The organism is Paenarthrobacter nitroguajacolicus, from assembly GCF_029952445.1.
GTDB classification, from domain to species: Bacteria; Actinomycetota; Actinomycetes; order Actinomycetales; family Micrococcaceae; genus Arthrobacter; species Arthrobacter nitroguajacolicus_B.
In genome coordinates, this window is sequence record NZ_JAQPPK010000019.1 from 82,786 (window position 1) to 104,491 (window position 21,706).

The 21,706-nt window shown below is 63.5% G+C and carries 19 protein-coding genes; 8 read left to right on the forward strand and 11 right to left on the reverse strand.

Going from position 1 to position 21,706, the window contains the following annotated elements; translation table 11 throughout:
* Positions 1-52 precede the first annotated feature (52 nt).
* From PJL15_RS14935 to PJL15_RS14950, 4 genes are all read left to right on the forward strand, one after another.
* Positions 53-1,408, forward strand: a complete 1,356-nt coding sequence (locus tag PJL15_RS14935; protein WP_281451931.1) for an isochorismate synthase — start codon at positions 53-55, stop codon at positions 1,406-1,408.
* A gap of 158 nt (positions 1,409-1,566) precedes the next feature.
* Entirely contained in the window at positions 1,567-2,364 is a 798-nt protein-coding gene (locus PJL15_RS14940; RefSeq protein WP_281451932.1) for an ABC transporter substrate-binding protein, read from the forward strand.
* 94 nt (positions 2,365-2,458) lie between these two features.
* Positions 2,459-3,250 carry an amino acid ABC transporter permease gene (locus PJL15_RS14945; protein WP_018776841.1) on the forward strand — a complete coding sequence of 264 codons (792 nt, stop codon included), beginning with the start codon at positions 2,459-2,461 and terminating at the stop codon, positions 3,248-3,250.
* A gap of 11 nt (positions 3,251-3,261) precedes the next feature.
* Positions 3,262-4,056 (forward strand): amino acid ABC transporter ATP-binding protein, encoded by a 795-nt coding sequence (locus PJL15_RS14950; RefSeq protein ID WP_281451933.1) that lies wholly within the window; start codon positions 3,262-3,264, stop codon positions 4,054-4,056.
* Between the two features lie 85 nt (positions 4,057-4,141).
* On the opposite strand, the gene menD is transcribed toward PJL15_RS14950, so the two are convergent.
* The 5 genes from menD to PJL15_RS14975 form a co-directional block, all read right to left on the reverse strand.
* Positions 4,142-5,851, reverse strand: coding sequence for a 2-succinyl-5-enolpyruvyl-6-hydroxy-3-cyclohexene-1-carboxylic-acid synthase (menD, locus tag PJL15_RS14955; protein ID WP_281451934.1), 1,710 nt, complete (start codon positions 5,849-5,851; stop codon positions 4,142-4,144).
* A gap of 176 nt (positions 5,852-6,027) precedes the next feature.
* Positions 6,028-6,603 (reverse strand): SOUL family heme-binding protein, encoded by a 576-nt coding sequence (locus tag PJL15_RS14960; RefSeq protein WP_281451935.1) that lies wholly within the window; start codon positions 6,601-6,603, stop codon positions 6,028-6,030.
* A 120-nt stretch (positions 6,604-6,723) separates the two neighbouring features.
* Positions 6,724-8,814: a PhoX family protein gene (locus PJL15_RS14965; RefSeq protein WP_281451936.1), complete on the reverse strand. Its 2,091-nt coding sequence runs from the start codon at positions 8,812-8,814 to the stop codon at positions 6,724-6,726.
* 75 nt (positions 8,815-8,889) lie between these two features.
* Positions 8,890-9,909, reverse strand: a complete 1,020-nt coding sequence (locus PJL15_RS14970; RefSeq protein WP_281451937.1) for an o-succinylbenzoate synthase — start codon at positions 9,907-9,909, stop codon at positions 8,890-8,892.
* A gap of 60 nt (positions 9,910-9,969) precedes the next feature.
* Positions 9,970-10,563, reverse strand: a complete 594-nt coding sequence (locus PJL15_RS14975) for a hypothetical protein (RefSeq protein ID WP_281451938.1) — start codon at positions 10,561-10,563, stop codon at positions 9,970-9,972.
* 104 nt (positions 10,564-10,667) lie between these two features.
* Here PJL15_RS14975 and PJL15_RS14980 point away from each other — a divergent pair, with 104 nt between their 5' ends.
* The gene (locus PJL15_RS14980; RefSeq protein WP_281451939.1) at positions 10,668-11,288 is read left to right on the forward strand and encodes a DUF2510 domain-containing protein; all 621 of its coding nucleotides are present in this window, start codon (positions 10,668-10,670) and stop codon (positions 11,286-11,288) included.
* A 62-nt stretch (positions 11,289-11,350) separates the two neighbouring features.
* Positions 11,351-12,400: a LacI family DNA-binding transcriptional regulator gene (locus PJL15_RS14985; RefSeq protein WP_281451940.1), complete on the forward strand. Its 1,050-nt coding sequence runs from the start codon at positions 11,351-11,353 to the stop codon at positions 12,398-12,400.
* A gap of 96 nt (positions 12,401-12,496) precedes the next feature.
* Here PJL15_RS14985 and PJL15_RS14990 read toward each other — a convergent pair whose 3' ends face one another.
* From PJL15_RS14990 to PJL15_RS15005, 4 genes are read right to left on the reverse strand one after another with little or no spacing between them, the layout of a single operon-like run.
* Positions 12,497-13,894 (reverse strand): glycoside hydrolase family 32 protein, encoded by a 1,398-nt coding sequence (locus PJL15_RS14990; RefSeq protein ID WP_281451941.1) that lies wholly within the window; start codon positions 13,892-13,894, stop codon positions 12,497-12,499.
* A gap of 24 nt (positions 13,895-13,918) precedes the next feature.
* The gene (locus tag PJL15_RS14995) at positions 13,919-14,791 is read right to left on the reverse strand and encodes a carbohydrate ABC transporter permease (RefSeq protein WP_281451942.1); all 873 of its coding nucleotides are present in this window, start codon (positions 14,789-14,791) and stop codon (positions 13,919-13,921) included.
* Between the two features lie 8 nt (positions 14,792-14,799).
* Positions 14,800-15,765 (reverse strand): carbohydrate ABC transporter permease, encoded by a 966-nt coding sequence (locus PJL15_RS15000; protein WP_281451943.1) that lies wholly within the window; start codon positions 15,763-15,765, stop codon positions 14,800-14,802.
* Complete coding sequence (locus tag PJL15_RS15005) at positions 15,762-17,180, reverse strand: ABC transporter substrate-binding protein (protein ID WP_281451944.1); 1,419 nt, start codon at positions 17,178-17,180, stop codon at positions 15,762-15,764. Before PJL15_RS15005 ends, PJL15_RS15000 begins: the two co-directional genes overlap by 4 nt.
* Positions 17,181-17,334: 154 nt before the next feature.
* On the opposite strand from PJL15_RS15005, the gene PJL15_RS15010 reads away from it, so the two are divergent.
* Positions 17,335-18,246 (forward strand): phosphatase PAP2 family protein, encoded by a 912-nt coding sequence (locus tag PJL15_RS15010; protein ID WP_281451945.1) that lies wholly within the window; start codon positions 17,335-17,337, stop codon positions 18,244-18,246.
* Between the two features lie 30 nt (positions 18,247-18,276).
* On the opposite strand, the gene PJL15_RS15015 is transcribed toward PJL15_RS15010, so the two are convergent.
* Entirely contained in the window at positions 18,277-18,504 is a 228-nt protein-coding gene (locus PJL15_RS15015) for a hypothetical protein (protein ID WP_281451946.1), read from the reverse strand.
* A 224-nt stretch (positions 18,505-18,728) separates the two neighbouring features.
* On the opposite strand from PJL15_RS15015, the gene PJL15_RS15020 reads away from it, so the two are divergent.
* Complete coding sequence (locus PJL15_RS15020; protein WP_281451947.1) at positions 18,729-20,087, forward strand: acyltransferase family protein; 1,359 nt, start codon at positions 18,729-18,731, stop codon at positions 20,085-20,087.
* 97 nt (positions 20,088-20,184) lie between these two features.
* On the opposite strand, the gene PJL15_RS15025 is transcribed toward PJL15_RS15020, so the two are convergent.
* Positions 20,185-21,402 carry an MFS transporter gene (locus PJL15_RS15025; RefSeq protein WP_281451948.1) on the reverse strand — a complete coding sequence of 406 codons (1,218 nt, stop codon included), beginning with the start codon at positions 21,400-21,402 and terminating at the stop codon, positions 20,185-20,187.
* Positions 21,403-21,706 lie beyond the last annotated feature (304 nt).

Sequence of the window (21,706 nt, forward strand, 5' to 3'; positions counted from 1 at the left end):
TGTAGAAGTCGGCTCAGGTTCTGCTCTTCTGCGGGAGTACTGTTGTTCCATCATGACGAGCACGCTCCGCACCTTGACAGTCCCCCTCGATGTTGAATCATCCCCAGGGGGGCTGCCGTCGTTTCTGGTGCGGGACGACGTCCTTTGCTGGTCGCGCCGTGAAGCCGGCCTGGTGGGCTACGGCGAACTGACCCGTTTTAACGCGACCGGCCCTGACCGTTTCCTTGAGGCCGATATCTGGTGGCGGCACCTCATTCTTGAGGCGGAAATCACGGACCAGGTGGAACTGCCCGGCACCGGCCCCGTGGCTTTTGGCTCGTTCGCCTTCTCCAAGACCTCCCCGCACGTATCGCGGCTGATCCTTCCGGAGCTGGTTATCGGCATCCGCGACGGCCGCGCCTGGGCCACTCAATTAACGTTCGACGGCGATCCCCTCACCGAGGCGGGCGTCCTCGCTTCCGTGGACCGCTGGCTCAGCCAGCCGGAGCCAAACGGCGACGATCCAACGGGCGGAGGGTCCGACGTCGGGCTGTCACCTGAGGTTGTTGCCGCCGATGGTTCGGCGGGCTACCTCAGCCACGGTTCCCTCAGCGAGGCCAACTGGATGAAGGCCGTCGCCGATGGCGTCGAGGAGATCCGTGCCGGCAAGCTCGAGAAGCTGGTGCTGGCGCGCGACGTCGTCGCTATCCTTCCCGAGGGCGTCAACGCTGCGGAGGTTCTTCGCCAACTGGCCGCCAGGTACCGCGAATGCTGGACGTACGGCGTCGATGGGCTGGTAGGCGCTACGCCCGAGATGCTGATCCAGGTGGAGGGCCGCACTGCACAAGCGCGGGTGTTGGCCGGGACGCTGGATCGCAGGGATGCCGACGGCATGGATGGCTCACCCATGGAATACGCGGAGCGGGTTTTGGCCGGCTCTGAGAAGCAGCGGCACGAACACGAGATCGCCATCGATTCCCTGACACGGCAACTGGCTCCCTTCTCCGAGGCCATGAACTCCCACAGCGAGCCCTTCATCCTGGAGTTGCCCAATGTGTGGCACTTGGCCTCGGACGTGAAGGCCGAGCTGGCTGATATCGAAGGCCACGTGCCTACTTGCCTGGCCTTGATCAATGCCCTGCATCCCACTGCCGCAGTCTGCGGAACGCCCACCCTGGTAGCCGGTGCCTTGATCCGGAAACTTGAACACCTGGACCGCGGGCCGTATGCCGGTCCCGTGGGTTGGCTTGACGCCGCAGGTAATGGCGAGTGGGGCATCGCGCTGCGCGGGGCCGTCATTGAAGACGCCAACACAGTGCGCCTCTATGCCGGGTGCGGCATCGTGGAAGGCTCTCAGCCAGAGGCCGAACTGGCTGAGACGTGGGCCAAGTTCCGGCCCATGCTTGAGGCTTTGGGGATCAAGCGCTGAATCTGGGATTCCAGACAGGGCTTAGGTTTCGGTGGTTGAAAAGTGCGTAAACTAGTTATCTACTAGTGAAACTTCGTTTCCTGTGATGCACATCTCATGTTCGGCGCTACACTAAAACCGACTCAGTTCAGCATCCACCGCAACAAAAGGTAAACAACATGCAGATCTCCCGTTCGGTTCTGTCCGGCACCAAGATTGCCGCCGTGCTCGCAGCCGGCGCAATGGCCCTCACCGCCTGTGGTGGTTCCTCCACCCCCGCAGCCTCTGACGGCTCGGGCCTGAAGCTCATCAACGCCGGCAAGCTGACTGTCTGCTCCGATGTCCCCTACGAGCCCTTCGAATTCCAGAAGGACGGCAAGATCGTCGGCTTCGACATGGACATCGCCGCCGAGGTCGCCAAGGACGTCAAGGCAGAGCTCAACGTGGTGGACAGCTCCTTCGAAGCCATCGAGACCGGCACCGCCCTGACGGGCTGCGACGTCTCCATCTCGTCGATCTCCATCACCGATGTCCGCAAGAGCGTCATGGACTTCTCCAACCCCTACCTCGATGACGACTTGACCCTGGTGGCGACCTCGTCCTCGGGCATCAGCAACATCGACGGCGCCAAGGGCAAGAAGGTGGGCGTCCAGCAGGCAACCACCGGCGCCCAGTACGCCAAGGACAAGGGCATCGACGCGCAGCAGTTCGAGGACTCCGGTCTTCTGGTCCAGGCCCTCAAGGCCGGCACCATCGACGCCGCCATCGGCAACCAGTCAGTCCTGGGCTACGCCATCAAGGACGATTCGAACCTGAAGCGCGTTGAGGATTACGCGACGGGCGAGAAGCTGGGCATCGCCATCAAGAAGGGCAACACCGCCATGGCGGATGCCGTGAACGGCACCCTGAAGCGCCTCACGGACGACGGCTCCCTGAAGAAGTTCCAGACCACCTGGTTCGGCGAAGCCACCAAGTAGTCCGAGCCCCGGCTCTCCCGAGATCCACGCAGGCGGGCCCCGAAACGACACGTTGTTTCGGGGCCCGGCTGCGCAACATGAATGTGAGAACACCATGGCAATGACTGCACGTCAACGAGCCAAAGTCAGTTTGTACGTCCAGGCCGGGATATTCGTCGTGGTCCTGGCCGCAGTGATCCTTGCTGTGGACTGGAAGACAATCGGCACCAGCGTCTTCAACTTCGCCAAGATCGGGCCGATGTTCCCGGACATTTTCCTGGTGGGCCTCAAGAACACACTCATCTACACGGCGCTGGCCTTCGTAGTGGGCCTGTCGGGCGGCCTGTTGCTCGCCCTCATGAAGCTCTCCTCCTTCCCGCTGTACCGCTGGATCGCCACCGGCTACATCGAGTTCTTCCGCGGCGTTCCTGCGCTGCTGGTCTTCATCGCTTTCGGCTACGGTGTTCCCCTGGCTTTCGGTGTGCAGTGGGACGTCAACATCGTGGTCATGGTTTCGCTTGGCATGGTGGCCTCGGCCTACATCGCTGAAACCCTCCGCGCCGGTCTCCAGGCCGTGCCCAAGGGCCAGATGGAAGCAGCCCGCTCGCTGGGCATGCCGCACTGGCGCGCGATGGTTTCCATCGTCATTCCCCAGGCCTTCAAGATCGTCCTTCCCCCGCTGACCAACGAGATCATCCTGCTCACCAAGGACTCCTCGCTGATCTACGTCCTGGGCCTCACGGCATCCCAGTACGAGCTCACCAAGTTCGGCCGCGACGGCATCTCCAGCCTGGGCGCGGGCCTTACCCCCTTGCTCGTGGCAGGTGCTTTCTACTTGGTCATCACCATCCCCTTGAGCCTCCTTGCCAGGAAGTTCGAAAGCCGCTCCGCGCGGACCAAGCGATAGGCAGGACAGTCATGAACAACTCCACTGGGAGCACGGCCACCGTTCGTGCCGCCGGCGTCAATATCAAGGATCTTCGCAAGTCCTACGGCAGCAATGAGGTCCTCAAGGGCATTTCACTGACCGTAGAACCGGGCCAGGTTGTGTGCCTTATTGGCCCCTCGGGTTCGGGTAAGTCCACTCTCCTGCGCTGCGTCAACCTGCTGGAACACCCCAACGCGGGCACCATCAACGTTGGCGAATTCGAGGCGACCGATCCCGACGTCGACCTCAACAAGATGCGCCAGAGCGTGGGAATGGTTTTCCAGCACTTCAACCTGTTCCCGCACCTGAGCGTGCTGGACAACTGCACCATTTCGCAGATGAAGGTACTCAAGCGCTCCAAGTCCGAGGCCGCCAACGTTGCACGCCACAACCTTGAGCGCGTTGGCCTGGGACACCTCGCCGACCGTTATCCCGACCAGCTCTCCGGTGGCCAGCAGCAGCGTGTGGCTATCGCCCGCGCTCTGTCCATGGATCCCAAGCTCATGCTTTTCGATGAGCCCACCTCCGCGCTGGACCCTGAAACCGTTGGCGATGTCCTCGCCGTCATGCGCAAACTGGCACAGGAAGGCATGACCATGCTGGTGGTCACCCACGAGATGGGCTTCGCCCGCGAAGTGGCCGACCGCGTGGTCTTCATGGACGCCGGGGTTGTTGTGGAAGAAGGGCCTGCCGAGCACGTCATCAGCGCCCCCACGCAGCCGCGAACCAAGGAATTCCTGCGCCGTGTCCTGGACCCGACACACATCGGCGTCGAGGAAGCGTAACTTCGCCTTCACCCTTTACGGCGAGGGGTTAGATCCCGGCGTTTTGGTAGCCCCAAAACGCTGAGAGCTAACCCCTCGCTGCTCGTTAACCGGCAGTCAGGACCTGGCCCACTGCAGAGTTGATGGCTTCCTTGATGCGGGCGTGAAGTGCACGCAGGCCAGCCCGGTCCACCCGCACTTCCACTATGGTTCGCCCCTTCAGTGGCGCCTTGAGCGCAGCGGCGAGTTCCGCCGTCGTACTGACCGCCTGGTGCCCGACGCCGTATGCGGCCGCGAGTGCCGCGATGTCCACTGAGTGCGGGGTACCGAAGAGGCGTTCGACGGCGGTGCCGTAGGCGCCTGTGTCCTCAACGGCACCGTGTTCGAGAAGGCTGAAGATGGCTCCGCCGGAGTCGTTGAGTACCACGATGCGGAGGTCCGGCACCGGTTCGCCGTGTCCCAGGAGCAGGCCGCCGGCGTCGTGGAGGAAAGTGACATCGCCCAGCAGGACAGTGGTTTCCCGTCCGCCGCCCAGTGCGATGCCCGTGGCCGTGGCAATGGTGCCATCGATGCCCGCGAGGCCGCGGTTTGCATAGACGGTGGCGATCGGCTCGTGGTGCGGCTGGCCGGCCAGATCCACGTCGCGGATCCCGTTGGAGGAGCCAAGGACCAGCTGGCCGCGGGCGTGTTCCCAGACGGTCGCACCCACGGCAGGACCGTTCGCCAGGCCCTCCCCCGAGAGGACTCCATCCAAGGCATGTTGGGCTGCTGCTGCAGCGAGAAGCCAGGAATCGAGCCATTCCGCGGAGCCACGGCCGGCGAAGACGGCAAGTTCCGGGAGCGTCTCGATGGGTGTCTCGCGGCGTCGGCCGGGCTCATACCACGCGACCGGAACGGGCTGGTAGATCGCGGATTCAACCGACTCGCGGGCCAGCAGCGAGGCCACCGGCCTGGACAGGGTGGCCCGGCCGAACAGGACGACCCGTTCAATGGGCGCAGGAGTGCCGGGACCAAAATGCTCCAGCAACACCCGGTAAGGGCCCACGGCGTTGGGGCCGAAGCGTGCATTCGAGGACGGTTCTGCCAGCAACGGCAGGCCGTGTGCGCGGGCAAAAGCTTCGGCAACGGGACCGGCGTCGTGGCCCGCGAGCACCACGGTGCGCCGCTCCGGAAGCTCGCTGGATGCCGCCGGGAGGTCCAAAGCCTGGGGACCGGCGTCGTAATGGAACACGCCGTGTCCCTGCGTGTCCGGCAGGGCATCCCCTGTCTCCGGAACCAACGGATCGCGGAACGCGAGATTCACCTGGACGGGGCCCGGCGGCGTGTCTTCAAGGGCTCCGGTGGCTGCATAGAGCGCCGTTGCCACGGCTTTCTGCGGATTCTCCCCGGCAGCGACGTCGACGGCGAAGCGAACGTGATCGCCGAACAGGTCCAGTTGGATGGTGGTTTGGTTCGCCCCGGTACCGTGGAGTTCTTCGGGGCGGTCCGCCGAGATGACGATTATTGGGACCGCTGAATGGTTGGCCTCCATCACGGACGGCAGGAGGTTCCCCACCGCCGTGCCGGAGGTGGTCAGGACGGCGACCGGTGCCTCGGAAGAGAGCGCGAGGCCCAGGGCAGTGAATCCGGCATCGCGTTCGTCGATTCGGACGTGGAGCCGGAGACGACCCGCTGCTTCCGCCTCCGCGAGGGCGTACGCCATGGGCGCCGACCGGGAACCCGGGGCCACCACCGCGTGCCGGACTCCGCCCTCGAGCAATGCAGTCACGGCGATCCGGGCGGCGGCGATGGATGTCAGAGAGTCCTGGAAAGTCACCGTTCCAGTCTATTGGCGCGCACGTGCCTCCAACGCTCCTTCAGGTCAGGCCCCCTTCCCCCAGACCCTCAATCACATCACACCCACTTCCCCCAAACCCTCGCTCACATCACACCCACTTCCCCCAAACCCTCGCTCACATCACACCCACTTCCCCCAAACCCTCTCTCGGGGCGCTAAGATTCCTCGACGTCGATCACGACCTCGTTGTGCCGAAGGAACCCCGGTTTGAAGGGGGGATCGAAACGCGCGAACCTGGCAGAACCGACAGGTGCCAGACCAGCCACTTGGAGGGCCTCCAGCAACGCGACACAGTGGCTTTGAAAGGCCGCTGCCGAGCCGTTTCCGGAGAACCTCACGACAGCCGACAACGACCCAGGCACCTCACGGATTTTGACTGTTTTGTCATCAGGAACAGGGGCACTATCTGCTGTCACTTCGGCTGGGAGGACGAAAGCCACCATGTAGTCTTCATCCTCAGCTCCCGGGACCGGACCGCTCTGCAGAACCGGCGCCGTCATGACCATCTCCTCGGAGGTTAGGTCCTCTTGGATGACGGGCGCGGTCATGGACAGCTGCCGATGAGCCGTGTTGCTTCCGCTGATGTAGTTGAAAAGGTGTCGGAAGGCTTCGTTCGCGGCCTTATCGAAAGCGGCGTGCACCTGCACCTCGGCCAGAACGTGAGTGGGATATCGGCGCAATTCGAAATGGGGATAGCGTTGGACCAGATCGTACGGCTGCTGTTCAGTCATGGTGCGACTGACCCTACGCTGCTGGCCCGCAACCTGCCAGAGGGTCCGAACGTGAACGAGCATTGAACACGGAAACGCTCCCCTATCTCATTGAGACAAGGGAGCGTTTCCGTGCGTCAGTTACTTGCGGAACACCTGCACGATCGCAGGTCGGGGTGCCCGCACCGCACCAGCGGCGGGAGTGGTTCCGGCTGGCACGTAGTCCGGGAAGTAGGAGTGCGGCGCGTCGAACGTGCCTTCTTCACCCGGGTGCTGGACAGCCACGAAGACTGTTCGCTCTTCGTCATGGACAATCGGACCACAGGTCTCAGCATCGCGGGGAACGGCCAGGAACTGCTCTACCTTGCCGCGCTCAGGGCCTTCGAGCGTGACCTTGAACAGGCCGTCGTTGTAGCCGATGGTGGACGGGGCGCCATCGGTGGAGATCCAGAGGTTGCCCACGGAGTCGAACGCCACGTTGTCCGGGCAGGAGATCGGAGAGACCTTCTCTGCCGGGAACCCGGAGAAGTACGTGGAGCTGTTCTTGGCGGGATCGCCGGCAACCAACAGGAGGGTCCAGTTGAACTTGGTTCCTGTCTGGCCCGGGGCCTCGGTGATTTCAACGATGTGGCCGTCACGGTTCAGCGTACGGGGGTTAACCTCCGTGGCGCCTTCCTTGCCTGCCTTGCCGCGGTCCGAGTTGTTGGTGCACGCCACGTAGATCTTGCCCGTGAGCAGGCTGGGCTGGACATCTTCGCAACGGTCCATCTTGGTGGGACCCACCTTGTCGGCAGCCAGGCGGGTGTAGACCAGGACTTCAGCGACTGACATGCCAGGAACCGCTGACGCCCCACCGATAACCAGCGGCAGCCATTCGCCCGAACCGTCAAAGGCACCATCGGCCGGGAGCTTGCCGGTGCCGTCGATCTCGGCCGTGGGCGAGTCTCCAGTGAAGCGGGCCACGTACAGGTCACCTTCGGAGAGCAGGCTCATGTTGTTCTTACGGGCTGCCTTTGAATCGCCGGCCTGGTACTTGCCCTTGGAGACGAACTTGTAGAGGTAGTCGAAGCGCTCGTCATCACCCATGTAGGCCACAACCCGACCGTCGGGCGCAAGAATGACGTTGGCGCCCTCGTGCTTGAAGCGGCCCATGGCCGAGTGCTTCCTGGGGGTGGAGGTGGGGTCGAAAGGATCAACTTCCACGATCCAGCCAAAGCGGTTGCTTTCGTTGGCGTATCCAGAGTTACGGGTGTCGAAGCGTGGCTCGTCGAGTTCCCATTGGCGGGCCGTTGCCTTCGAGGACAGTCCGTAGCGCTTGTCTGAGTCGCTGGTCCCGGGAGTTGCGAAATAGCCGTTGAAGTTTTCCTCACCCGAGAGGATGGTGCCCCAGGGGGTGGTGCCACCGGAGCAGTTACCCAGGGTGCCCTTGATCCAACGGCCGGCGGGGTCGTCGATGGTCTTGACCAGGTTGGTACCGGCGGCGGGGCCCGTCAGTTCGTACACCGTGTCGGTGAGGAAGCGGCGGTTCAGGGCAGCACCCTGGACGTAGCTCCACGGCTTGTTCTTGTTCTTGCGCTCCAGTTCCACTACCGCCAGACCATGCGCAGCCCGGCCGATGGCACGGGCTTCTGCGGCGTCGAAGCCGACCGGAAGCATGATGTTCTCGTTGGTGTATTCGTGGTTCGTGAAGAGGACGGCCCGGCGATCCTTGGAGTCGGGGATCGGGAGGATGTCCGTGTAGTCGTTGTTGTAGCCGAACTGGCGAGCCTGGGCGGCAGCCGTCTGCATGGTGATGTCGAAGGCAGGCGAATCGGCGAACAGCGGGTCACCCCAGCGGATGATGGGGTTCCAGCCGAAGCCTTCAGGGACCGTAAAGGCGTCGACGGCGGCGTCGACGGGTTTGATGGCGGTGAACTGGAGCTTGGACTTGTCGAAGCCCTTCTTCGCAGCGTCGGAGAGCCCGTTGCCCGAATCGGCGACAGCAGAATCTGCACCGGTTACGGCACCACCGAGAACGACGGCGAGCGCACCTGCGGCGCCGAGGCCCAGGGCGGCGCGGCGGGACAGGGCCGTGGAGGCGATGTCGCGGAAGTAACCGTTGGCGCTGGTGTTGCAGACATCGCCGGCACAGGCATTGTCACACTTGAGGGCGCAGGTTACAGCGCTGCGCTTGCCCTTGGTGTGGCCGAACATGGGGAGCAGCGGAAACGAGCGTCCGGTGGTTTCAGACATGGGGGACCTTCCAGAGTGTGTACGAGGTTCCCGCTGAGCTTTTCAGCGGAATCCGAAGCTGAGAGGTCCCTCCGGTTAAGACCCGGTGAACAAACGGTGCTGGTTGTCGGCAAGGACGGCGTGGACGCGTCGCAATCGATCCAGCCACCAATCCCGGCGCTCCCCCGAAGCCGCATACTGCTCCAGCAGCCCGGAATCGGCGTGCGCATCACGCAAGCGGATGGCGCCGTCGTCGGCCACGAGCGGATCCAGTGTGATGTCTGATGCGAAGAGCGAAACGGTGCCCAGGCCACAGGCAAAGGGCAGCGAGGGAAGGGCCGCCGCGAGTGCCAGGCCAGCGCGGATCCCCACCGAGGTATCGAGGGCCGAGCTGACGACGGCCGGCAGCCCCGCTTGCTCGACGATGTCCAACGCCCGCCGGACCCCACTCAGAGGTGCTACCTTGACCACGATGAGGTCGGCGGCCCCCGCCTTTGCCACGCGCAGGGGATCGTCTTCCTTGCGCACGCTTTCATCCGCCGCGATGCGAACGGGGGTGCCGGACTCGACGAGTCGGCGCCGAACTTCGGCCAACCCTTCGATGGTGGGAACAGGTTGTTCGGCGTACTCGAGCCCCTGCACCGACAGTGCTCCCAGTGCCTCAACCGCTTGATCAACATCCCACCCGCCGTTGGCGTCCACCCTGATAGCTGCATCGGGAAGGGCACTGCGGACTGCTGCCACCCGGGAAAGGTCGTCGGACAGTTCCTGCCCTCTTTCAGCGACCTTGATCTTGACTGCATCCACGCGGCCGAAGCGGGCGAGTACATCGGGGACGCGGTCTGCGGAAACTGCAGGGACCGTAGCGTTCACTGGGATGCTATCTCTCAATGGTTCAGGGAACCCAAGCCAGCCCGCCTCCAAGGCGGCCGCCAACCAGCGGGAGGATTCGTCGTCGTCGTACTCCGGGAAGGGACAGAACTCTCCCCACCCAAGCGGCCCGCGCAGGAGCAGGGTCTCGCGCTCCATGATGCCGCGGAACTTCACGCGCATGGGCAACGATACGACGTAGGCAGAATCGAGGAGTTCTTCGAGGTCAGGAAGGCGAGAAGGCATATTGCCACTGTACCGGCGGCATTTCGGGCCAGGGGCAGGGCAAGTGGGCTATGTGGAAAACTACTCCGACCAGTATCCGCGCACTTCCGAACGCGCCCGTGCAAGGGGCTCGCCGGGGATAACCACAGTGCCTTCGGGCAGCCCGAGGTCATCCCATTTTGCAACGAGTTGGAGGTCCCCTCCTTCCGGCAGCGGCCACAGCCAGTACCGTGCGGAACCCTCTGCTTGTTCGTCTCCAGCACTCCCGCCACCGCCTCCACGGTGCACAAGGACTGGCCCCGTGACGGCGTCGGGGTCGTCGAACGGGGACGGTGCGGAGCGCCCGGAGAAGGCCTTGCGTCCGTCGGGGAGCGCTGCCCCGATCATGATTCCCGGCCGGTCAGGGCGCTGGAAGGTCCGCTCCATGACGTCCCGCCACTCCTGGTCCGATTCGTCCGAGCGCCGCACGGACCACACCAAGTCCAAAAGACAGCCCGTGGAGAAAACTTCCACCATCTTCAGCGCGACCACGGCGTTGGGGCCCCTAAGAACGAAGTCACCCACGGCCACGATGCCAGGCAATTCGTCCGACGGCGGACCCGCCCATTCGGGCAGGGCCGGTTGCGCCGAACGAAGACGGGCGGGCGGCTCGGGGAGGTCGTCAAAGAAGCTCATGCTCCATCCTTACACCGCCACTGAACGTCTGGGGAGGGTCACTTGGCAACCGAGAGACAGCAACCGCGATATTCTCGAAGTCACACCACAATGCGGGGGAAATCATGACGCAAGCAATGCCAGGTTCAACAACACCTCCCGGCTGGTATCCGGACCCATCGTTCCCTCAGCGGATGCGATGGTGGGACGGTTTGCAGTGGACACCGCATCTGGCACCAGCCTCGGCGCAGCTGATGCCGCTTCAGCGCGTATTGATCAGCAACCAGACCCCGGTATATAACCCATTCATTTGGGCGATCACCCTCCTGCCACTCGTGATTACCCTATTGATGCTCACATGGCAGCCCGAGTTCCGGTTCATCACTACGCGTCAGGGTGGCACCACCGTCGACCCGACGTCGATTTACTCCCCCGGTTACTTCCTGATGCAAGCAGCTGGGTTCGTCATCTACGGTTTGTCTGTCTTCTTCGCGTATCTGGACCGTCAGCGGCTTGCGAATTCCGGGGTGATTCGTCCCTTCCACTGGGCTTGGTGCTTCCTAAGCCCGACTGTCTATGTCATTGGCAGGACAGTGATAGTCCGCAAGGTGGCCCTGGGGCGTGGTCTCGCACCTATCTGGGCCATGATCGGAACGATCGTGGTGTCATTTATTGTGTTTGGTATATGGATGGCCAACTTCATGTCCCAGATCTATTCCCAAGTTGGCTACTCCGTAAACGCCTAGGCACCCTGGGAACCTCACACGCGTTAGGTAGACTGCTGACTAACCGCCATGAGAGGAAGCCCATGAACCGCAAGGCCACCGCATTGGACGTCGCCAAGAGGGCGGGGGTTTCCAGAAGCGCGGTCTCGCTGGTGCTGAACGGACGGGGTGACGGAAACGTCGCCAAGGATAGCCAGGACCGTATCCGCCAGGCTGCCAAGGAGCTGAACTACACACCCAACGCCATCGCCTTGAGCCTGCGTAGCCAGCGTTCAAGGGTGATCGGAATCCTGTCGGACGAAGTGGTGGTCAGCCCATTCGACGGCAATATCATCGGCGGGGCCGACGACGTCGCACGCAGCCGCGGCTTCGTCACCGTCGTCATGGATACTGAGCGCGATGCCGCCAGGGATGCGAGCGCCATCGAAACCCTTCTCGACAGGCGTGTGGACGGACTCATGTACGTGACCGTCGGTCTGAAGCCAATCGAAATTCCACAGGGCATGCTGCGTGTCCCGTCCGTGCTGGCCAACTGCTACGACCAACAGCCCCAGCCGCAGCTTCACCACGTCATTCCAGATGAAGTGACGGGCGGCAGGGAGGCCACGGAGCACCTTTTGCAGTGGGGGCACCGGGACATCGCACTGCTTGCCGGCTCGGAGGATTCGCCGGCAGCTCCCTTGCGTGTCCAGGGATACCGCAATGCCCACGCTTTGGCCGGAGTCCCGATGCGGGATGAACGAATCTTCATGGCTGGGTGGGACATTGATGCCGGCTACCACGGTGCCATGAAACTGCTCGACGGCGTGTCCCCGGCCGAGCGTCCCACCGCCATCATGTGCGCCAACGACCGTTTGGCCATTGGCGTGGCGTTGGCCGCAGCCCGCCTGGGCCTGAGGGTCCCGCAGGATTTGTCCATCATGGGCTACGACGACGAAACCCGCATCGCCGACACCATGGTCCCTGCCCTCACCACCATGGCCCTGCCCTTGCGCGAGATCGGCCGCGCCGCCATGAGCACGCTGTTGGACACCATTGAGGACGCAGAAAGCACGACGCCGGCACCCACCTTGGAGACGATGGTCCCCTGCCGCTTGGTGGTGCGTGAGTCGACAGGCCCCGCACCACACTAATCCCGGACCGTTCGCAGCACTACGAGCACGTTGTGAGGCCCGCTCTACGCGCCAAATCCGGGAATTAGCACGCAGAGCGGGCCCCACAACAAGGGGTTATTCGGCCGGGAGGCTCAACTCCCAGACGTCCGCAGTCGCGCCATCGGGGAGAGCAAGGGTCCAGGTCTCCCCCGGGGCAGGGTACGCCCGGAGCGTGGTGGCAACGGAGCCCGAACGGTAGACCTCCACCAGGGATGCATCGATAAAGATCCGGAGCTCCTCGTCGGCATCCAGCGAACCCGAGTAGACAACCTGCGCCTCGGCGTCCGAACCCAGCACCAAGGAAACAGCGCCTGACGCATTGCCGGAACCACGTACCAGCACCTCAGCGAACCCAGGAACTGCCACGGAGCCGGCAGCCCCCGTAGCCACCAAAGCCCCCCGGTAAGCGGAAACCTCGGGCGCCGGAGCAACAACCAGCGCATCCCCAACCACTGACAAAACGCGGGGATGCGTCAGCACACCCGACCACCCGGCGTCGTCGATTTCTTCCTGAGTGCGGCCCCGGCGGCCGTCACGACCGGGACCTTCGTTGGCCCAACCCCACAGCAGCGCAGCGGGAGCAGCGTCAGTCGAACCATGGGAAAGCTGGGTGATCTGGGGGGCATAGAAGTCGCGTCCCAGATCGGACTTGCCCCCGGCAACAGGGGCGAACACGGGCAACCCTGAATCCGGGTCCAACGAAAGCGACCCGATCAGGTGCCCAACACCGTTGGCGTGCTCGTGGTCGTCGCCGGAGAGCCAGAGGGAGAACATCATGACCCACGTGGACTCGCCCGAATTGGAGGGCACCTCCACCAGCTGCGGGCATTCCCAGATCTCGGCGGGCGTGTGCTTCGCAGCGATGGGGTTGGCCGTGGTCAGCCAGATCCCCTTGTAATCCCAGTGATCCATGTCGGACACGGAATACAACAGCAACGCTGCACGCCCGTCAGCCAGACCGGCCCCTTGCATGGCATAGCGGGCGCCGTTGAAGCGGAAGATGAAGGGATCGCGAACGGCGGTGACCAGCGGGTCCTCGGGCATGGAGGCTGCAACGTGCCCGTCCTGCTCCCACGACACCAAGTCCGAAGAACCCCGCGCGATGACTACCTGGGAGTGCCCGTCGTAATCGCGGATACCGGAGTAGGCCGCGGTCGGCACGCCATCATCAGAGGTGACAACTCCGGTCCAGCACCCGGCGGAGTCCGGCCCGCCCTCCTGCGGAACAAGCGCCACGGGGTGTTCGTCCCAATGCACCAGGTCAGCTGAGCTCACATGCCCCCACTGGATCTGAGTGTGCCGCGCAGACGAAGGGTTGTACTGGAAGAAGACGTGGTAACGGCCGTTGATGTAGCTGACGCCGTTGGGATCGTTGATCCACCCCTGTGCAGGGCGCGGATGGAAGCGAGGGAACGCAGGATCCGGGTGCGTCGCCGCCATGGCCAGAGAGGAAGAGAGTGCAAGGTCCGTCATCGGAGCCCCTTTCAAAGAGAGAAACTACTTACCCGTACCGGCGGTGAGTCCATCCTGCAGCGCGCGCTGGCCGAACATGAACACCACCAATGCGGGAATCATGGAGAGGACAACGCCAGCCAGGACAACGGAGATGCTGCCTGTGCCGAGGTTGCCTTGGAGCGAAACCAAGCCCAGCGGAAGGGTGAAGTTCTGCTCGGAAATGGTCATGATCAGCGGCCGGAAGAACTCGTTCCAGTGGAAGTTGAACGCCAGGATGCCCACGATCGCCAGGCCCGGCATGGCCAGCGGCGCGTACACGGAACGGAAGGTCCGCCACGGCGAGGCGCCGTCGATCGCGGCCGCTTCAGCGAGCTCACCGGGCAGCCCCATGAAGTACTGGCGCATCAAGAAGGTGCCGAACGCCGTCGGGATGGCCGGAATGATCAGCGCGAGCAGCGTGTCGGAGAGTCCGACGCCGCGGATGAGCATGAACACGGGCACGATCGTCACTTGTGCGGGCACCATCATGGTGGCCAACACGATCGAGAACAGGGCGCCCCGTCCGCGAAAGCGAAGGTGCGCGAATGCGTAGCCAGCCAGGGCCGCCGTGATCATCTGGCCGACGGCGATCAGTCCTGTCACCAGCGCGCTGTTGACTACCAGCGCCACGATGTTCAGTTGCTTGAACACCTGTTCGTAGGAGCTGAGGTCCGGATTCAGCGGAAGGAACGCGGGTGGCAGCTTGAAGGATTCCGACGGCGGACGCAGCGAGGTGGACAGCGTCCACAACACCGGGCCCAGGACAAAGACGGACGCGATCAGCAAGACGACGACGCGGACGGCTACTGACCAGTCGCGTTTCTTCCGCGTGACAACAGGCGCCGTGGTGGTGACACGTTCTTGAATGGTGGTCATGGCGGGCCTTACTGGTAGAAGACGAATCGTTTGCTGAGCCGGAACTGCGCGGCGGTGATGGCCATGATGATGAGCGTCAGGATCACGCCGATCGCCGAGGCCTGGCCGAATTCGAGGCGTTGGAACGCGGACTCGAAGATCACCATCACCGCTGTGCGGGTCGAGTCGCCGGGTCCGCCACGGGTGAGGACGTAGGGCTGATCGAACACTTGCAGCGCGTTGATGATCGCCATGACCGAGGCCACCAAGGTGGTGGGACTCAGCAGCGGCAGGGTGACGAACCAGTGCTTGCGCCAACCCGTCGCGCCGTCAATGGACGCGGCCTCGTACGTCTCCACCGGAATGGAGGCCAACCCGCCGATGAACAGCAGGAACGAGAACCCGAAGTTCTGCCACACATACACAAGGATCACGACGGCGGCAGACCCGGTTGGCGTCGTCAGCCACGGAACCGCGGGGATGCCGACGATGGACAGCAACCAGTTCACGACGCCGAACTGCTCGTTGAAGAGGTAGCGCATGAAGATCGATACCGATGCCGCAGACAGGATGAGCGGGAAGAAGAACGCCGAGCGGAAGAACACCCTGAGCCAAGCCGGCAGCTTTTCCTGCACCATGATCGCCAGTCCAAGGGCCAACCCGAGCTGCAGCGCCACGGCAACAATCACGAACACGATGGTGTTCAGGAATGAAACGCGAACCGTGGGGTCCTGGACTACCTCGGCGAAGTTGTCGAAGCCTACGAACGTTGGTGCGGAGATGATGTCCCAGCGGAAGAAAGCGAGCGCGATGGAGGCGATGATGGGCAACAGCGTGAAGATGCCCATGCCGGCAATGGTCGGCGCCAGGAATGCCCACGGAAGCCAGCGCTGCTGAACGCGGCCACGCTTGGAGCCCGGCGCAGTTTTATGGGCGCTTTGGCGACGGCCAGGCTCGCTGCCGGTCCCCGTTGGCGTACTTGTTGCGGTACTCATGGCTGCCTCCTCAGGGCCAGTTCAAGATCGCGCTGCATGGAATTGAGAGCGTCCTTGAGTTGGCGCTCGTCGCCGCTGACAGCCAGGGATACGTTTTTCATGAGTGCGGTCTCGACGGCGGCCTGCTGGGGTGGCGCTGGAATGGGACCTGTGGTGGGGAACTTGTCCAGGGTGTCGTAGAAGACCTTCCAGTTGCGGGGACCGGTTCCGGCGTAGAGCTGCTCGTTGACCATGGACCGGCGCGCAGGGGTGGTGTTTGGCGTGGGGAACACGATCCGCATGGCCTCAAGGCTGGAGCTGAATTTCACCCATTCCCAGGCGGCGTCCTTGTCCTTGGCGGTCTTCATTATCGCGTACCCGGCGGTGCCGAATTGGTGCCGTTGCGACCGCCATTTGGGGAAGAACTGGACATCGAAACCGTCCTCAGTCATCCCCGCCTCGTGGAGGCCTTGCACCCAATAGCCGCCTGCCGGCGTCGTACCGATCCTGTTGGAGGCGAAGAGGCCGATCAGTGCACTGCCGCCGCCTTCCTCGGGCCGGACTCCCAATCCGTCCTTCACCAGTCCGCGGAGGTAGTCGAAGGATTCGAAGACCCGGGGATCGTCGGCATTGGGTTCAAGCCACTGGTAGCCGCCGGAGCGGAGGCTGCGTGAGGGGTCGTTGGCGTAGAAACCGTCCCACAGCCATTCGCCGCCCGCGGACTTGGTTTCCTTGAGGAAGCTGGTGTCGTTGGCGTAGAGCCACGGAACCACCCCGCCGAAGAGACGGTTTGTCCAGTAGTAAGGCGTGAAGTCTTTGGGGTTCGCCTTCTTCATGGCGGCCAGGGTGGCGCGGAAGTCGGTGTGGGTCCAGTTGTCGGCGGGCCGTTCCAGGCCGGCCTGCCGGAGCGCCGTGGTGTTGTAGTACATGTTGGCGGCGTTCCAGTCGATGGGGAGCTGGAACAGGCTGCCTTTGTACATGAACGCTTCCACCAAACTGGGGTGAACGTCCGCGAAGTATTCCTTCATGTGCTCGGCGTCCCGGCGGAGGTACTCGTCCAGCGGGTGGGCAAGCTTCTCGGCGAAGAGCTGGGCGCCTTCAGTTGCCACGTATACGACGTCCGGCGGGGTGCCTGCCGCCACCATGGTGAGGATCTTGGTGAAGAAGTCCTTCCAGTCCACTGCCTGAATGGCCTGGACCTTGACCTTGATCTCGGGGTGGACTTTTGCGAAGGCGTCGATGACCTTCTGACGGGCTGCGGCATCTGCGGCGGTGCCCATGATGGCGATGCTGAGGCTGTTGTCGCCCCTGCCTGGAATATCGGCCCCGGTCAAGCGCGGCCACGATGCCGCGGTGACTCCAACAATTCCGGCGCCGAGGGCTGTGAGGGCACTTCTACGTGTGAATTCGCGCAAAGCCCCATTGGTTCCCGACATGTAGATTTCCTTCCCTAACACGTGTTAGGAACAGTACGCCCGCCGCCTAACACGTGTCAAGTGTCACAGAAATGTTGCCCGCACCTCACGGTGGCCTCACCACGCCGAAGCACTTCACACGGGGCGTCCAGCGAATTGTGGCAGTCTAGTCAGAATGAGTTCCCAGCAATTCCGCACCAGCGGGAGGTCGAGCAAACGGCCGCTTCCAGCACGCGCCGCAGGTACCGGCACAGGCTTGCTCTTTTGCCTGGCCACAATTGCCAGCATCGCGGGCCTCGCGGCAACGTACTACTTCTTCGTGCGCACCACCGCCGGTCAGTTCATCGACGAGTCGGCACTGGTCGAGGCCACAACCCTCAGCGGAACCGCCGGCCGGGCCTCCACCGAATTCCTGGACATGCTCCCCATGCTCTCCCTCGCGATCGCCACCATCATGGTGCTCTTCGTGACAGTGGCACGCCGCCGTTGGAAGGCCGCCGGTATCGCCGTGGCGGCGTGCGTGACCGCCAACTTGGCTACCCAGGTGCTCAAATTCTTCATCCCCGACCGGCCCGATCGCGGCGTCCAGACACTGGAACTGAACTCGCTCCCCTCCGGGCACACCACGCTTGCCGCCTCCGCCGCAGCAGCCGTTTTCCTCATGGTGTCCCCACGCTGGCGTCCGCTGGCCGGCTTCCTGGGAAGCACCTTCGCGGTGGCCACCGGCGTCTCCACCCTCATCAACCAGTGGCACCGTCCCGCCGACGTCATCGCCGCTTTCCTCGTGGTGGCCGCGGTGATGCTCCCGGCCGGCTGGCTGGTCCTGCGCACAGGCAGCAGCTGGAATGTCTGGAAGGGCTACGGCGAACACTGGGCCGCCTCCCGGATCTGGGTGTGGCTGACCGTCGCTGCGCTTTTGTCGGCCATAGTGGTGGCGGCATATTCATTGCTCCAGGTGATGCCCGGACTCAGCGCCGACAGCACCATCGATTACTTCTGGGCAGGCACGGCCTTCATAACGGTCGCCGGTTACCTCTCAGCCCTTGGCGGGACCTGGCTGTTCGGCTTGGCGGCACGGAAGAGCTAAAGCACGACGGCGGCGCACCGCCGCGCGTGGTTATCGCTCCGTGGCCTCGGTGCGAACCCGGCGGGCCTGCTCCCGGATGAAAGCACGGTCCTCGTCCGTGAGCACGGTGCCGCCGTGGCTGTCTACGGCACTGTCCTCGCCCGTCTGTCCTTTGATAATGGCTGTTACAGTCCGCGGCACGATCACGCTGCCGGGATTGTCGATGAGCCATTGCTGCGTTTCGGGTGAAAGCTGATTCCAAAATTCCCTGATGTGCATAGTGATCAGCGCTGCCGTTCTTGATTGGTGGGATGGGCGGGACCCTCAATGCACTGCCGCAAACTCGGGAAATTGGCCGGGTCCTCCTCTCTAGGCTACGCCGGGAAGCGCCAATCCTGACCCGTGATTTCCAACGTTTCTGCGGATGACGTCGACGGACTTCATCGCATGCGTTAGAGTTACTCCATTCGATGGATAATCAATGGATAACTCCAGGAGCTCCCATGCCTTCCACACTGAAGCTGTCTTCCACACTGAAACCCGGCGTTCGGGTCACCACCCCAGCCGCCCCCGCATCCCGCGACCTTGTTGTCGACTTCATCCGGGTTGCATGCATGTTCGCAGTAGTGGCCGTGCACCTGCTCATGATGGGCATCAGCGTGGACGAATCCGGCATTGGCGTTGGCAATCCGCTGACCTCCCTTAGCTGGTTCGCACAAGGCACTTGGTTCGGCCAGGTTATGCCGCTCTTCTTCATCGTGGGCGGCTTTGCTTCACTGACCTCGTGGCGGAGCCTGCGCCGCAAGGGAGGCGACGCCGGCGATTACATGAGAAACCGGGTGCTGCGCTTGGTCCGTCCCACGGTTGCGTTGTACGCCTTCCTCGCCATTGCGCTGTGGAGTGCGACGGCGGCCGGCGTCCCAGGCGATCTGCTGGCCGTGATCGCTGCGGGCGCCGGAGTGCAGTTGTGGTTCCTGGCCGCATACCTGATCTGCCAGGCGATGGTGCCCACCATGGCCAAGCTCCACCAGGCCGCGCCTTACCGGACCATCGCAGCGTTGGCTGCGGGCGCCGTCGTCGTGGATGTCTTTCGCCTGGGCTTGGAGCACAATCCCTGGGGCTTCGACTCCAACCCGATCGGACTGCTGAACATGGTGTTCGTTTGGGGGCTGTTGCAGCAGCTGGGCTTCTTCTACGCCGATGGCTTCTTTGACCGGTTTGCGCGCTGGCAGCTGGTTCTTGCTGCGGTGGGTTGCTATGCGGCGTTGGCTCTGTTGACGCATTCGGGTCCTTACCCCGTGGACATGCTGACCAACCAAAACCCGCCGATGTTCCCTCTGATTCTGGTGGGCCTGGCCCACGTGCTGCTGGTCAAGACGGCCTATCCAGCGCTGCAGCGGTGCGTGCGGCTCGGCTGGGTCCAGAAGGTGATGTTCGTTGTGGGCAGCCGGGCCATGACCATCTACCTCTGGCACCTGCCCTTGATCATCGCAATGTTCGGGATCGCGTTGGTCGTGCGGCTGCCGTTCCCTGAGCCCGCGGGCGTTGACTGGTGGCTCAGCCGGCCACTCTTCTACGTGGCGGCATGGGCTTTGGTGCTGCTGGTCTCCACGCCGCTGGTCCGGCTGGAACTTGCAAGCACGGCACTGGCTCCCGGTGCGTCGCGGCCGGCGGTGTGGAGGATCGTCACTGCGACGGTGCTGGCGATCATTCCTCCGTTTGTGGTGATGCGGACTGCTCTCGACGCTGCCAATGCCACGTGGGGGCTGCTGTTTCTGGTCATTGCAGTGGCCTTGGTGACAGGCAAGGTCCCGGACCGCGTGTGGAAGCGTCCTGTACCCATTGGGCCCGTGCCTTCCTGACCTACTTTGAATGGCCAACAGCCACAAGAGAACCTGATGGGGTTGTTTTGTGGCTGTTTCGGTGTGGAAGTGGGTGGGGAAGGCACGCGCCCCGGTGTCAGTAGTTGCGCCGGTGCTTCAAACGCGGAATGGCGACGGCGAACACCACCGCCGCTGCGAAGCCCAGGATGCCTGTGGCCCAGATGCCGGCGGAGAGCGAGACCGCAGCCGTGAGCCCGGAGAGCAGCACTGGTCCCCCGGTGGCGCCCGAGTCCGCAATGAAGCGCCAGATCCCCAGGAAATGACTCCGCCCGTTGTCCGGCGAGAAGTCGGCCCCGAGCGTCATGATCAGCCCCGAACTGATGCCATTGCCGAAGCCGATCAGCAACGCGACCAGGAGCAACGGGACAAAGCCGGCCGTGAACGGGATCAGGATCAGTGCCGTTCCCATGATCACTGTGGACGGTATGGCCACCCATTGCCGGCCTTTTCTGTCCATGAGCTTTCCCGCCGGGTAGAAGACCAGCATGTCGATGGCACCGGACAACCCGAAGAGAAGGGACGCGTGGGTGGCATCGAGTCCCAGATTCTCGGCCCACAGCGGGATCACCACTTGGCGTGACGCGCGCAGGGCACTGAGCAGCAGGATCCCGAAGCCGACGCTCAGGAACACTCCCGCATGCGAAACCGCGACGCTCCGCAACGTCGACGCCGGAGGGCGCGGACCGCCGTCGGACGTTTCAGGGGCGACCAGGTCCGGGATGGTGAGCGACAAGGCAGCCGCCGCCATCATTCCCGCGAAACCTACCCAGTACGCCCCGCTGATGCCCGCAAACTGCATCACGGCGGCACCAATGAACGGTCCAATGAAGATACCGATCCTGGTAACACCGCCCAAGGTGGACAGAGCACGCGCGCGGAAGATGACAGGTACGGCCTCGGTAAGGAACTTCTGCCGGGCAAGGTTGAAGACGCTGGCGGACATACCCACCAACGTCATGGAAGCCGCCAGCAACCAGAGTCCGTGCTCGAGCTGTGGGGCAAACGCCGCCGCGCCAAGGGCCATGGCCCCCAGTGCACCTGCTGCGACAATCGACCATCGTTCACCGAACTTCTCGGTGATGATCGAGGCGGGGATGTTGAAGACCCACGATCCAAGCCCGATGAGTGTCACGATCAACGCCGAGACCGCCACCGACGCCCCAAGCTCACGGGCCGAGAGAGCAATGACCGGAAGGACCGCCCCCTCGCCAATACAGAACAGCAGGGCGGGCCCGAAGGCCGGGAGCGCGACGCTGCGGAGGCTGAAGTTTTTGTCTGCTTGGGTGGTGGTCATCCCTTTCATCCTAGAACTCGGTGAAGTGGATGATTGACCGCACCCTTTCGTGGTCTGGTTCGCACCCTTACGCGCCCGACGCACCCCTTCGTGGTCTGGTTCGCACCCGTACGCGCCCGACGCACCAGAGGTTACGGGCGCGATCGGCGGCAACGGGTGCGCGGGGCTGGCGCCTCGGGTGGGGTCGGGGCGTGCGCCCCTACGCGCCCGGCGCACCCTTTCGTGGGCTGGTTCGCACCCTTACGCGCCCGACGCACCAGAGGTTACGGGCGCGATCGGCGGCAACGGGTGCGCGGGGCTGGCG

Coding starts and splice junctions, on each gene's coding strand:
- PJL15_RS14935 (WP_281451931.1), top strand. CDS start 53: ATGACGAGCACGCTCCGCACCTTGACAGTCCCCCTCGATGTTGAATCA.
- PJL15_RS14940 (WP_281451932.1), top strand. CDS start 1,567: ATGCAGATCTCCCGTTCGGTTCTGTCCGGCACCAAGATTGCCGCCGTG.
- PJL15_RS14945 (WP_018776841.1), top strand. CDS start 2,459: ATGGCAATGACTGCACGTCAACGAGCCAAAGTCAGTTTGTACGTCCAG.
- PJL15_RS14950 (WP_281451933.1), top strand. CDS start 3,262: ATGAACAACTCCACTGGGAGCACGGCCACCGTTCGTGCCGCCGGCGTC.
- PJL15_RS14960 (WP_281451935.1), bottom strand. CDS start 6,603: ATGACTGAACAGCAGCCGTACGATCTGGTCCAACGCTATCCCCATTTC.
- PJL15_RS14965 (WP_281451936.1), bottom strand. CDS start 8,814: ATGTCTGAAACCACCGGACGCTCGTTTCCGCTGCTCCCCATGTTCGGC.
- PJL15_RS14970 (WP_281451937.1), bottom strand. CDS start 9,909: ATGCCTTCTCGCCTTCCTGACCTCGAAGAACTCCTCGATTCTGCCTAC.
- PJL15_RS14975 (WP_281451938.1), bottom strand. CDS start 10,563: ATGAGCTTCTTTGACGACCTCCCCGAGCCGCCCGCCCGTCTTCGTTCG.
- PJL15_RS14980 (WP_281451939.1), top strand. CDS start 10,668: ATGACGCAAGCAATGCCAGGTTCAACAACACCTCCCGGCTGGTATCCG.
- PJL15_RS14985 (WP_281451940.1), top strand. CDS start 11,351: ATGAACCGCAAGGCCACCGCATTGGACGTCGCCAAGAGGGCGGGGGTT.
- PJL15_RS14990 (WP_281451941.1), bottom strand. CDS start 13,894: ATGACGGACCTTGCACTCTCTTCCTCTCTGGCCATGGCGGCGACGCAC.
- PJL15_RS14995 (WP_281451942.1), bottom strand. CDS start 14,791: ATGACCACCATTCAAGAACGTGTCACCACCACGGCGCCTGTTGTCACG.
- PJL15_RS15000 (WP_281451943.1), bottom strand. CDS start 15,765: ATGAGTACCGCAACAAGTACGCCAACGGGGACCGGCAGCGAGCCTGGC.
- PJL15_RS15005 (WP_281451944.1), bottom strand. CDS start 17,180: ATGTCGGGAACCAATGGGGCTTTGCGCGAATTCACACGTAGAAGTGCC.
- PJL15_RS15010 (WP_281451945.1), top strand. CDS start 17,335: ATGAGTTCCCAGCAATTCCGCACCAGCGGGAGGTCGAGCAAACGGCCG.
- PJL15_RS15015 (WP_281451946.1), bottom strand. CDS start 18,504: ATGCACATCAGGGAATTTTGGAATCAGCTTTCACCCGAAACGCAGCAA.
- PJL15_RS15020 (WP_281451947.1), top strand. CDS start 18,729: ATGCCTTCCACACTGAAGCTGTCTTCCACACTGAAACCCGGCGTTCGG.
- PJL15_RS15025 (WP_281451948.1), bottom strand. CDS start 21,402: ATGACCACCACCCAAGCAGACAAAAACTTCAGCCTCCGCAGCGTCGCG.